Origin of the sequence: Pseudomonas sp. 22490 (assembly GCF_052044465.1) — a bacterium.
Lineage (GTDB): Bacteria > Pseudomonadota > Gammaproteobacteria > Pseudomonadales > Pseudomonadaceae > Pseudomonas > Pseudomonas aeruginosa.
The window spans coordinates 109836-121926 of record NZ_JBQENS010000004.1 but is presented as its reverse complement, the minus strand read 5'-3'; the positions used below and the strand labels follow the sequence as shown (position 1 = coordinate 121926).

The window sequence follows — 12091 nt, the reverse complement described above, 5'->3', positions numbered from 1 at the left end:
GAATCTGCAGCAGGTCGAGCAGGCGCTGGCTACGGGACAGGGCGCCGACTCACAGTTGCTCCAGGCAGTCGCGGGCGTGGTCGTCGAGGGGGACGAAGACCAGCAGGCGATCGCCGTTCTTCGGCGCCGACCACCAGTTGGTCTGCTGCAGTTCGAATTCGCCGCAGCGCGCATGACGGAAGCGCTTGAGCTGGTTTTCGATACCCATCACCTCGTTGCGCCGCCAGATCTCGCGGAACTCCGCCGAAGCCTCCAGGCAGCGCTGCAACTGCCGCTCCCACAGCGGATCGCCCATGCGCTCGACCATTGCCGCGCGGAAGAAGCCGACCATCCGCGGCAACGCCTCCTCGCGGTTGGCCATGCAGTAGCGCCAGCGCTCGTGGGTCAGCGCCAGGTAGATGCAGTTGCGGTCTTCCTCGGGGATCTCCGCCAGGTCGATGCCCACCAGCCGGCAATAGGCGCGGTTGTAGCCGCGGATGTCGAAACGGGCGTTCTGCACCATGGCCGGCAACGGGTCGAGGGCATCGAGGATGGCCTGGGTGGCGGCCGAGGGCTTCTCGCAGACCGCCCGCCGCGCCGAGGTCGGCGCGGCCAGCCCGGCGAGGTTGAACAGGTGGTGGGTTTCCGTCTCGTTGCACAGCAGGGCCCGGGCGATGGCTCCGATCACCTGCTCCGAGGCGCGTACCGCGCGGCCCTGCTCCAGCCAGGTGTACCAGGTCACGCCGACCCCGGCGAGCTGCGCCACCTCCTCGCGACGCAGGCCCGGCGTGCGTCGGCGGCCGAGGCGGGAAATGCCGACCCGCTGCGGCTCGATGCTTTCCCGCCGGCGGCGCAGGAAGGCCCCCAGCTGTTCGGCGCGGGACGGCTGCGCGGGGCTTTCCGCAGAGTGGCTGGCAGGGGCGTCGAGGGGCATGGCGAAGTCCTCCGGAGGGCAGACGGGTAGCGCCAATACCAGGATAAGCAAGAACTGGTACCGGGTTAGCCAGAAGCGCATGCTGCCAGCCCACTCCCTTCCGCACAAGGACTCCGCCCATGCCCAGCGCCGTTTCGTCGTCGCGGCTCGGCCTCGCCGGGCTCTGCATCCTGCTGGCGGGGCAACTGTTGCCGATGATCGATTTCTCCATCGTCAACGTCGCCCTCGACGCCCTCGCCCATTCCCTCGGCGCCAGCGAAACCGAACTGGAACTGATCGTCGCCGTCTACGGCGTGGCCTTCGCCGTGTGCCTGGCGATGGGCGGCCGGCTTGGCGACAACTACGGCCGTCGCCGCCTGTTCGATCTCGGCGTCGCCCTGTTCGCCGTCGCCTCGTTGCTTTGCGGGCTGGCCGGTTCGGTCTGGCTGCTGCTGGTGGCGCGCGCCCTGCAGGGCGTCGGCGCGGCGCTGATCGTGCCGCAGATTCTCGCCACCCTGCATGTCAGCCTCAGCGGCCACGCGCATTCCCGCGCGCTGGCCGCCTACGGCGCCATCGGCGGCCTGGCCTTCGTCGTCGGCCAGGTGCTCGGCGGCTTCCTGGTCTCCGCCGACATCGGCGGCCTCGGCTGGCGCAGCGTGTTCCTGATCAACCTGCCGATCTGCCTCGGCATTCTCCTTTGCAGCCGCCGCTGGGTACCGGAGACCCGCGCCGAGCATGCCGCCCGCGTCGACGCGCCGGGCACCCTGCTGCTCGCCGCGCTGATCCTCTGCCTGCTGCTGCCGCTGGCTCTCGGCCCATCGCTGCACTGGTCCTGGCCCTGCGCCCTGCTGCTGGCGGCGGCGGTGCCGCTGCTGGCCTGGCTGTGGCGCACCGAGCTGCGCCAGGAACGCCGCCAGGCCTGGCCGTTGCTGCCGCCGTCGCTGCTGCGCCTGCCGAGCATCCGCTTCGGCCTGTTACTGGCGATCCTGTTCTTCGCCTGCTGGAGCGGCTTCATGTTCGCCCTCGCCCTGGCCCTGCAGGCCGGCGCCGGTCTCTCGCCGGTACAGGCCGGCAATGCCTTCATCGCCCTCGGCGCCTCCTACTTCGTCTCGGCGCTGCTCACCGCCCGGGTGGCGGCGCGGATCGGCCCGGTACGCCTGCTGCTGCTCGGCTGCGTCATCCAGATGTGCGGCCTGCTCGGCCTGATGCTGACCCTGCAACGGGTCTGGCCGCAGCCGGGCATCCTCAACCTGGCGCCGGCGACCCTGGTGATCGGCTTCGGCCAGGCGTTCATCGTCAGCAGCTTCTTCCGCATCGGCCTCTCGGAGGTGCCGGCCGCCCAGGCCGGCGCCGGCAGCGCCATGCTCGCCACCGTCCAGCAGGCCTCCCTCGGCCTCGGCTCGGCGCTGCTCGGCGCGGTGTTCGCGCACAGGCTGGAGCGCCATGGCGACTACCTGGAAGCGACGCAGACGACCCTGGCCGTCGAGTTCGTCCTGATGACGCTGCTGCTCGGCGCCACCTGCCTCTTCTACCTGCGCCGCGTGCGCACGGTGCCATTGCGCTGCGACTCGCCGGGCAACTGAGGCGCGCGGCCGGGCCCTGTTCCCGGCTGCCGGCGCCCCGTATGCTGGCGCGGTCCCCCAGCCAGGCCTTCGCCCCGATGCACGACCTGCTCGCCGCCCCGCCCCCCGCCGACCTCGCCAGCCTGCTGGCCAGCCTGCGCCAGGTCGAGGCGCTGCTCGACGCCATGCCCGGCGTGGTGTTCTTCGTCAAGGACGAGCGCGCCCGCTACGTCCTGATCAACCGCACCCTGGCACGCCGCTGCGGCGTGAAGGACAAGGCCGAACTGCTCGGCCGCAGCGCCGACGAGGTCTTCCCTTCCAGCCTCGGTCCGCTCTATGCCGAGCAGGATCGGCGCGTGCTGCGCGGCGGCGCGACGCTGGAGAACCAGTTGGAGCTGCACCTCTATCCCGGTCGCCAGCCGGGCTGGTGCCTGACCCACAAGCAGGCGCTGCGCGATGCCGACGGGGCGATCATCGGCATGGCCGGCATCTCCCACGACCTGCCGGCGGCGCAGTCGGCGCACCCGGCCTACGGCCGACTGGCGGCGGTGGACGCGCATATCCGCGAGCACTACGATCAGCCGCTCAGCCTCGCCGATCTCACCGCCATCGCCGGGCTCTCGGTGGCGCAACTGGAGCGTCACTGCAAGCGCATCTTCCAGCTCACCCCACGGCAGATGATCCACAAGGCGCGGCTCGGCGCCGCCTCGCAACTGCTCGCCGGCGACGCGCCGATCACCGAGATCGCCCTGCGCTGCGGCTACACCGACCACAGCGCCTTCAGCCGCCAGTTCAAGGCGCTCACCGGACTCTCGCCGAGCCAGTACCGCGAGACCCATCGCCAGCCCCGAAAAGCGTAACGCCTCGCCCCGCCACGGGGCGGCGGTAGCAATCCTGCTCCCTTTTGTAACACCGCCGGCCGCGCCCGAGCGGGGCGCAGTCCGGCGCGGCCTGGCACAGCGACGCGCCAGCCAAAGCGGTCGCGCTCCAGCGAAAGGTTTTTTATCGCCGTCGGACGAGGTTCTGGCACAGTCATTGCTCACTTAAAAATATCGTATACGAAATCACAAATACGGGATTTGCCGCCCTCCCACTCAACCGCATCGCCAGAGGCCCCCATGAATACCAAGAAGACCCTTGCCCTAGCCCTCACCGCTGCCCTGGGCTGTTCCCTCGCCGGTCTCGCCCAGGCCGACAAGCTCGACGACATCATCGAGTCCGGCAAGCTGCGCTGCGCCGTCACCCTGGACTTTCCGCCGATGGGCTCGCGCGATGCACAGAACAACCCGGTGGGCTTCGACGTCGATTACTGCAACGACCTGGCGAAGGCCCTGGACGTCAAGGCGGAGATCGTCGAGACGCCCTTTCCCGACCGCATCCCGGCGCTGGTGTCGGGTCGCGCCGACGTGATCGTCGCATCCACCTCGGACACCCTGGAGCGGGCCAAGACCATCGGCATGAGCGTCCCCTACTTCGCCTTCGTCAAGGTGGTACTGACCCGCGAGGACACCGGCATCGCCAGCTACAAGGACCTCAAGGGCCGCCCGGTCGGCGGCACCGCCGGCACCTTCGAGGCGCTGGCCCTGGAGAAGGACAGCAAGGCCTGGGGCGACGCCAAGGGCAGCTTCCGCGCCTACCAGTCCGAGGCCGACACCGCCCTGGCGATCAGCCAGGGGCATATCGACGCCACGGTCGTCTCTTCCACCGTCGCCGCCTCGTGGATCAAGTCGGGCAAGTACAAGGGCCTGAAGATCGCCGGCGACGCGCCCTATGACATCGACTACGTGGCCCTCGGCGCCAAGCGCAACGAATACGGCCTGCTCAACTACCTGAACCTGTTCATCAACCAGCAGGTGCGCACCGGCCGCTACGCCGAGCTGGCGCAGAAATGGGTCGGCGGCACGGCGCCGGAGCTGACCACCAGCGCGGTCTACCGCTGAAGCCGAGGGCGCGGTCCGCCGCCGGGCCGCGCCGTTTCCCCCCGTCCTGGATGCGCCGATGAAGCACGCACACCTCATCGTTCCCCGTACCCTGGTCGCCGGCAGCGCGTCCGGCGAACTGCTGTACGCACCGACCGGCCTGAGCTTCTGGGGCGGCGTCGACCCGCGCAGCGCGGAAGTGATCGACCGTCACCACCCGCTCAGCGGCCGCCATCTACACGGCAGGCTGCTGGCGATTCCCGGTGGGCGCGGCTCCTGTACCGGCAGCAGCGTACTGCTGGAACTGATCCTCGGCGGACGTGCGCCGGCGGCGATCCTCCTGCGCGAACCGGACGAAATCCTCGCCCTCGGCGCGATCGTCGCCGAGGAACTGTTCGGCCGCTCGCTACCCATCGCCTGTCTCGGCGAGCGCTTCGACGAACTCGCCGCCTATCCCTGGGCGCGCCTGGCCGACGGACGCCTGGAACTCCACCGCGATGCCCCGCCGCCGCTGGAGGCCCGACCCGCCGAAGCGCTGGCGACCGATGCCGGCCCGCGACTGGACGCCTTCGACCAGGCCCTGCTCGCCGGCGAACACGGCGAAGCCGCACGCCTGGCGATGCGCATCGTCCTGCGCATGGCGGCGTTGCAGGGCGCGCAACGGCTGATCGACATCCAGCGCGCGCACATCGACGCTTGCATCTACACCGGCCCGGCCGGCCTGCGCTTCGCCGAGACCCTGCGCGACCTCGGTGCCCGGGTGCGGGTACCGACCACCCTCAACGCCATCTCCGTGGACCAGCGCCGTTGGCGCGAACAGGGCGTACCCGCCGCCCTCGGCGAGCCAGCCGTGGCCCTGGCCCAGGCCTATCTCGACATGGGCGCGCAGCCCAGCTTCACCTGCGCGCCCTACCTGCTCGACGACAGCGCGCGGGCCGGCGAACAGATCGTCTGGGCCGAGTCCAACGCGGTGCTCTTCGCCAACAGCGTACTCGGCGCACGCACCAACAAGTACGCCGACTTCATGGACATCTGCTGCGCCCTCACCGGTCGCGCGCCGCTGGCCGGCTGCCACCTCGACGAGCAGCGCCAGGCGCGGGTACTGATCGAAGTGGAAGACCTCGGCAGCGTCGACGATGCCTTCTACCCGACCCTCGGCTACCTCTGCGGCCTGCTCTGCGACGGGCAGATCCCGGCGATCGACGGCCTGCGGCAGCGGCAGCCGGACCACGACGCGCTCAAGGCCTTCGGCGCGGCGCTGGGCACCAGTTCCTCGGTGCCGATGTTCCACGTCATCGGCGTCACCCCGGAAGCCCCTGACCTGGCCAGCGCCTTCGGCGGCCGCGCGCCGCGGCGGACCCTGCGGGTCGGACGCGAGCGCCTGCGCGACGCCTGGCGCGAGCTGGACAGCGCCGGCGAGACGCGGATCGACCTGGTGGCGCTGGGCAACCCGCACTTCTCCGCCAGCGAATTCGCCCAGCTCGCCGCGCTCTGCCACGGCCGCCGCAGACACCCGGAGGTAGCGCTGGTGATCACCAGCAGCCGGCAGGCCGTCGCCCAGGCCGAAGCGGCCGGGCACCTGGCGACGCTGCAGGCGTTCGGCGCGCGGCTGGTCACCGACACCTGCTGGTGCATGCTCGACGAACCGCTGGTGCCGCCGGGCGCGCGCACCCTGATGACCAACTCCGCCAAGTATGCCCACTACGCCCCCGGACTGGTCAGCCGCCAGGTGCGCTTCGCCGGCCTCGCCGGCTGCGTCGAGGCCGCCGTCGGCGGACGGGCCCCCGCCGGGCTGCCCGCCTGGCTGAGCGAGGACTGCTGATGTTCGACTACACCTTCCACTGGCGCTCGGCGTTCAACGCCCTGCCGGAGATGCTCGCCGGCAGCCTGGTGACGCTCCAGGTCACCGCGCTGTCGATGCTCTTCGGCATCCTCATCGCCCTGCTCCTGGCCTTCGCCCGGCTCGGCGGCAACCGCCCGCTGCGCGCCGCCGCCGGAGCCTGGATCTCCATCGCGCGGAATACCCCTGCGCTATTCCAGATCTACATCCTCTACTTCGGCCTGGGCTCCTTCGGCCTGCACGTCAGTTCCTGGTTCGCCCTGCTCGCCGGGGTCACCTTCAACAACGCCGGCTACCTCGCCGAGACCTTCCGCGGCGGCCTCCAGGCGGTGCCCGAGACCCAGCTGCGGGCGGCCCGCTCGCTGGGCATGAGTGCGCCGCAGGCCTATCGCCTGGTGGTGATCCCGCAACTGCTGCGGGTGGTGTTCTACCCGCTGACCAACCAGTTGGTCTGGGCCATGCTGATGACCTCCCTCGGCGTGGTGGTGGGCCTGACCGACGACCTCACCGGCGTCACCCAGGCGCTCAACGTCAAGACCTTCCGCACCTTCGAATACTTCGCCCTGGCCGCCGTCCTCTACTTCGCCATGGCCAAGCTGCTGGTGCTGGCCGCCCGCCTGCTGGGCTGGCGCCTGTTCCGTTACTGAGGGGAATGCCGTGTTCACCACCAGCCTCACCGCCAACGACCTGCTGTTCCTCCTGCAAGGCGCCTGGACCACCCTCGCCATCACCGCCATGGCGATGCTGATCGGCACCCTGCTGGGCGTCGTCTTCGGCCTGCTCCGCGCCCTGCTGCCACGCGCCAGCCTGCCGCTGGCGGCTCTGCTCGACGTATTCCGCAGCGTGCCGCTGCTGATCCAGTTCGTCCTGCTCAATTCCTTCAAGAGCATCCTCGGCCTCGACTGGAGCGCCTTCGCCGTGGCCTGCCTGGTGCTCGGCGTGTACGCCGCCGCCTACTGCACCGAGGTGGTCCGCGGCGGCGTCCTCTCGGTACCGCCGAGCGTGCGTCGGGCGGCGCGTTCCCTGGGCCTGAGCTATCGCCAGGACCTGTTCCACATCGTCCTGCCGATGGCCGCCCGGGTGGCCTTCCCCGGTTGGGTCAACCTGACCCTGTCGGTGATGAAGGACACCTCGCTGGTGCTCTGGATCGGCATCGTCGAACTGCTGCGCGCCTCGCAGACCATCGTCACGCGCATCCAGGAACCGCTCTTCGTGCTCTGCATCGCGGGGCTCGTCTATTACCTCATGAGCTGGGTGGTCGCGCGACTCGGCGCCCGGCTGGAACGGAGATGGCAGCAATGATCGAGATCAGCGACGTGCACAAGGCCTACGGCCAGTTCGAGGTGGTCAAGGGTGTCGACCTGAGGGTGGACAAGGGCGAGGTGCTGTCGATCATCGGCGGCTCCGGTTCCGGCAAGTCAACCCTGCTGATGTGCATCAACGGCCTGGAGCCGATCCAGCGCGGCAGCATCCGCGTCGACGGCATCGACGTGCATGCCCGCGGCACCGACCTCAACCGCCTGCGGCGGAAGATCGGCATCGTCTTCCAGCAGTGGAACGCCTTCCCCCACCTGACCGTGCTGGAAAACGTCATGCTCGCGCCGCGCAAGGTGCTCGGCAAGAGCCGCGCCGAAGCCGAGGCGATGGCGCTGAAGCAACTTACCCACGTCGGTCTCGGCGACAAGCTCAAGGTCTTCCCCCAGCGCCTTTCCGGCGGCCAGCAACAGCGCATGGCGATCGCCCGGGCGCTGGCGATGTCGCCGGACTACATGCTGTTCGACGAAGCCACCTCGGCACTCGACCCGCAGTTGGTCGGCGAGGTGCTGGACACCATGCGCCTGCTCGCCGAGGAAGGCATGACCATGGTCCTGGTCACCCACGAGATCCGCTTCGCCCGCGACGTGTCCGACCGGGTGGCGTTCTTCCGCAATGGCCTGGTCCACGAGATCGGCACCCCCGACCAGGTGATCGGCAACCCGCAGCGGCCGGAGACGGTGGAATTCCTCCGCTCGGTGCTCTGAGCCCGCCCCCGCACAGGAGATAGCCATGCGTTCGCAGCGGATCGTCCACATCGTCAGTTGCCATGCCGAAGGCGAGGTCGGCGACGTGATCGTCGGCGGCGTCGCCGCGCCGCCCGGCGCCACCCTCTGGGAACAGTCGCGCTGGATCGCCAGAGACCAGGACCTGCGCAACTTCGTCCTCAACGAACCGCGCGGCGGAGTGTTCCGCCACGCCAATCTGCTGGTGCCGGCCAAGGACCCGCGCGCGCAGATGGGCTGGATCATCATGGAGCCGGCCGACACCCCGCCGATGTCCGGTTCCAATTCGCTGTGCGTGGCCACCGTACTGCTCGACAGCGGCATCCTGCCGATGCGCGAACCGCTGACCCGGCTGCTGCTGGAAGCGCCGGGCGGGCTGATCGAGGCCCGCGCGGAATGCCGCGACGGCAAGGCCGAGCGGGTGGAAATCCGCAACGTGCCGTCGTTCGCCGACCGCCTCGACGCCTGGATCGAAGTCGAGGGCCTCGGCTCGCTACAGGTCGACACCGCCTACGGCGGCGACAGCTTCGTCATCGCCGACGCCCGGCGCCTGGGCTTCGCCCTGCGCGCCGACGAGGCCGCCGAGCTGGTCGCCACCGGCTTGAAGATCACCCACGCGGCCAACGAACAACTGGGCTTCCGCCACCCGACCAACCCGGACTGGGACCATCTGTCCTTCTGCCAGTTGGCCGCGCCGCCGGAGCGCCGCGACGGTGTCCTCGGCGCGAGCAACGCGGTGGTCATCCGCCCCGGCAAGATCGACCGCTCACCCTGCGGCACCGGCTGCTCGGCGCGGATGGCGGTGCTCCAGGCGAAAGGCCAGCTGCGGGTCGGCGAACGCTTCGTCGGGCGCTCCATCATCGGTTCGGAATTCCACTGCCACATCGAGTCGCTGACCGAACTCGGCGGCCGTCCGGCGATCCTCCCGTGCCTGTCCGGGCGGGCCTGGATCACCGGCATCCACCAGTACCTGCTCGACCCGGACGATCCCTGGCCGCAAGGCTATCGGCTGTCCGACACCTGGCCCGGCGGCCACTGCTGACCACCCCGCCCGACCGCAGGCAGCGGCCGGGCGGAAACCGATCCGGCGCGTACCGGATCGCCCATGACGGCGAACGCTGCCGTCGCCCTGTGACTCGGACCGCAGCGGTCCGACTGAATTCGTATACGAAATACGAAGAAAGGAGAAACCATGAGCAAGCACGTCAACTGGAGCGGCGTATTCCCCGCGGTCACCACCCAATTCAACGCCGATTTCTCGGTGAACCTGGAGGAAACCCACACGGTCATTTCCAACCTGGTGCGCGACGGCGTGTCCGGGCTGGTGGTATGCGGCAGCGTCGGCGAGAACACCTCGCTGACCATCGAGGAGAAGATGGCCGTCACCGAGGTCGCCAAGGATGCCTCCGGCGGCCGCGTGCCGGTGATCTGCGGGATCGCCGAGTTCACCAGCGCCGGCGCGGCGAAGGTGGCCAAGGCGGTGGAGCGGGTCGGCGTCGACGGCATCATGGTGATGCCGGCGCTGGTCTATTCCTCCAAGCCGCACGAGACCGCCGAGCATTTCCGCAGCGTGGCCAGCGGCACCGACCTGCCGGTGATGGTCTACAACAACCCGCCGATCTACCGGAACGACGTCACCCCGGACATCCTGGTTTCCCTGGCCGACTGCGAGAACATCGTCTGCTTCAAGGACAGCTCCGGCGACACCCGCCGCTTCATCGACGTACGCAACCAGGTGGGCGAGCGCTTCATCCTCTTCGCCGGCCTCGACGACGTGGTCCTGGAAAGCGTGGCGGTGGGTGCCCAGGGCTGGATCTCGGGAATGTCCAACGTGTTCCCGAAGGAAGGCGAGACCATCTTCCGCCTGGCCAGGGCCGGGCGCTTCGCCGAGGCGATGCCGATCTACGAGTGGCTGATGCCGATCCTCCATCTCGACGCCCGTCCCGACCTGGTGCAGTGCATCAAGCTCTGCGAGGAACTCGCCGGTCGCGGCAGCGCCCTCACCCGTCCACCGCGCCTGGCCCTGCGCGGCGCCGATCGCGAGCACGTCGAGCGGATCATGGCCAAGGCCCTGGCCAGCCGGCCGGCGCTGCCGGACGTCGGCTTGTAGCCGGCGCCGCGCCCTCGCCGCCTCGCTCCCCAGGGAGCGGCCGGCGAGAGCCAGCGGCAGAGCATTCCGTCCACCGTCCCCAGGGAGGCCCCATGCCCAGTATCCTCGGTCACAACTACGTCGGNGGCGCTCGCAGCGCCGCCGGCAACCTCATCCTGCGCAGCCTCGACGCCGACAGCGGCGAAGCGCTGCCCTACGCCTTCGTCCAGGCCACCGAGGCGGAGGTCGACGCCGCCGCCCGCGCCGCCGAACGCGCCTATCCACACTACCGGCAACTGTCCGCCACGCGCCGCGCCGGATTCCTCGAGGCGATCGCCTCGCGCCTCGACGCCCTGGGCGACGACTTCGTCGCCCTGGTCCGTCGCGAGACCGCGCTGCCCGCCGTACGCATCCAGGGCGAACGGACACGTACCGCCAACCAGTTGCGGCTGTTCGCCGAAGTCCTGCGGCGTGGCGACTTCCACGGCGCGCGCATCGATCGCGGACAACCCGGGCGTACCCCGCCGCGCCCCGACCTGCGCCAGTGGCGAATCGGTCTCGGCCCGGTGGCGGTGTTCGGTGCCAGCAACTTCCCGCTGGCCTTTTCCACCGCCGGCGGCGACAGCGCCGCCGCCCTGGCCGCCGGCTGTCCGGTGGTGGTCAAGGCCCACGGCGGACACATGGCCACAGCCGAATGCGTGGCCGACGCGATCCTCCAGGCGGCGGCCGACAGCGGCATGCCGGCCGGGGTATTCAACATGGTCTACGGCAACGGCGTCGGCGAGGCGCTGGTGCGCCATCCGGCCATCCGCGCGGTCGGCTTCACCGGTTCGCTCAAGGGCGGGCGCGCACTGTGCGACCTGGCAGCGGCGCGGCCGCAGCCGATCCCGGTGTTCGCCGAGATGAGCAGCATCAATCCGCTGGTGGTGCTCCCCGAAGCCCTGCGCCGGCGCGGCCGGCAGGTGGCGGAGGAGCTGGCCGCCTCGGTGACGCTCGGCTGCGGCCAGTTCTGCACCAAGCCGGGCCTGGTGCTTGGCCTGCGCTCCCCCGGCTTCGACGCCTTCGTCGCGGCCCTGGGCGAGGCACTGGCCGCCAGGCCGGCACAGAGCATGCTCAACGCCGGCACCTTGCGCAGCTATGTCGAAGGACTGCAACGCCTGGAGCGCCACCCCAGCATCCGGCGCCTGGCCGGCGCGCCACAGGAAGGGCGGCAGGCCCATCCGCAGTTGTTCAAGGCCGACGTGGGCCTGTTGCTGGAAGGCGACGAACTGCTCCAGGAAGAGGTGTTCGGCCCGGCCACCGTGGTCGTCGAGGCGGCCGACGAGGAACAGCTTGCCCGCGCGCTGGACAACCTGCACGGCCAGTTGTCGGCGACCCTGATCGGCGAAGCGGACGACCTCGCGGCGTTCGCCGGGCTGGTCCCGCTGCTCGAACGCAAGGCCGGGCGCCTGCTATTCAACGGCTATCCGACCGGCGTCGAGGTGTGCGACGCCATGGTCCACGGCGGCCCCTACCCGGCCACCTCCGACGCTCGCGGCACCTCGGTGGGAACCCTGGCCATCGAACGCTTCCTGCGCCCGCTGTGCTACCAGGACTACCCCGACAGCCTGCTCCCGGACGCCCTGAAGAACGCCAACCCGCTGGGCCTGCTGCGCCTGGTCGATGGCCGGAGCACGCGCGAGGCGCTGGATTGAGCACGCCTGGGAGCCTGGATGGCGGATAGCGCCGTTGGCGCTATCCGCCCTACGCA

At 70.0% G+C, this 12091-nt stretch carries 11 protein-coding genes; 10 read left to right on the top strand and 1 reads right to left on the bottom strand.

What is annotated here, in order from left to right; translation table 11 throughout:
* Positions 1-49 precede the first annotated feature (49 nt).
* Positions 50-994, bottom strand: coding sequence for a helix-turn-helix transcriptional regulator (locus ACTJJX_RS06025; RefSeq protein WP_016561683.1), 945 nt, complete (start codon positions 992-994; stop codon positions 50-52).
* Between the two features lie 38 nt (positions 995-1032).
* Here ACTJJX_RS06025 and ACTJJX_RS06020 point away from each other — a divergent pair, with 38 nt between their 5' ends.
* The 10 genes from ACTJJX_RS06020 (at position 1033) to ACTJJX_RS05975 (ending at position 12035) form a co-directional block, all read left to right on the top strand.
* Positions 1033-2475, top strand: a complete 1443-nt coding sequence (locus ACTJJX_RS06020; RefSeq protein ID WP_016851860.1) for an MFS transporter — start codon at positions 1033-1035, stop codon at positions 2473-2475.
* 41 nt (positions 2476-2516) lie between these two features.
* Positions 2517-3314, top strand: a complete 798-nt coding sequence (locus tag ACTJJX_RS06015; protein ID WP_016851861.1) for an AraC family transcriptional regulator — start codon at positions 2517-2519, stop codon at positions 3312-3314.
* A 258-nt stretch (positions 3315-3572) separates the two neighbouring features.
* The gene (locus ACTJJX_RS06010; protein ID WP_016851862.1) at positions 3573-4394 is read left to right on the top strand and encodes an ABC transporter substrate-binding protein; all 822 of its coding nucleotides are present in this window, start codon (positions 3573-3575) and stop codon (positions 4392-4394) included.
* Between the two features lie 58 nt (positions 4395-4452).
* Entirely contained in the window at positions 4453-6195 is a 1743-nt protein-coding gene (lhpI, locus tag ACTJJX_RS06005; RefSeq protein ID WP_016851863.1) for a cis-3-hydroxy-L-proline dehydratase, read from the top strand.
* Positions 6195-6860 carry an amino acid ABC transporter permease gene (locus ACTJJX_RS06000; protein ID WP_003082559.1) on the top strand — a complete coding sequence of 222 codons (666 nt, stop codon included), beginning with the start codon at positions 6195-6197 and terminating at the stop codon, positions 6858-6860. Before lhpI ends, ACTJJX_RS06000 begins: the two co-directional genes overlap by 1 nt.
* 10 nt (positions 6861-6870) lie before the next feature.
* Complete coding sequence (locus ACTJJX_RS05995) at positions 6871-7515, top strand: amino acid ABC transporter permease (RefSeq protein WP_003082557.1); 645 nt, start codon at positions 6871-6873, stop codon at positions 7513-7515.
* Positions 7512-8234, top strand: a complete 723-nt coding sequence (locus ACTJJX_RS05990) for an amino acid ABC transporter ATP-binding protein (protein WP_003082555.1) — start codon at positions 7512-7514, stop codon at positions 8232-8234. The genes ACTJJX_RS05995 and ACTJJX_RS05990 overlap by 4 nt, the downstream gene beginning before the upstream one ends.
* Positions 8235-8259: 25 nt before the next feature.
* Positions 8260-9294 carry a trans-3-hydroxy-L-proline dehydratase gene (locus tag ACTJJX_RS05985; RefSeq protein WP_003082552.1) on the top strand — a complete coding sequence of 345 codons (1035 nt, stop codon included), beginning with the start codon at positions 8260-8262 and terminating at the stop codon, positions 9292-9294.
* 150 nt (positions 9295-9444) lie between these two features.
* On the top strand, positions 9445-10362 hold the full coding sequence (locus tag ACTJJX_RS05980; protein ID WP_003116382.1) for a dihydrodipicolinate synthase family protein: 918 nt from the start codon (positions 9445-9447) through the stop codon (positions 10360-10362).
* 92 nt (positions 10363-10454) lie between these two features.
* Positions 10455-12035 (top strand): aldehyde dehydrogenase (NADP(+)), encoded by a 1581-nt coding sequence (locus tag ACTJJX_RS05975; RefSeq protein ID WP_016851864.1) that lies wholly within the window; start codon positions 10455-10457, stop codon positions 12033-12035.
* Positions 12036-12091 lie beyond the last annotated feature (56 nt).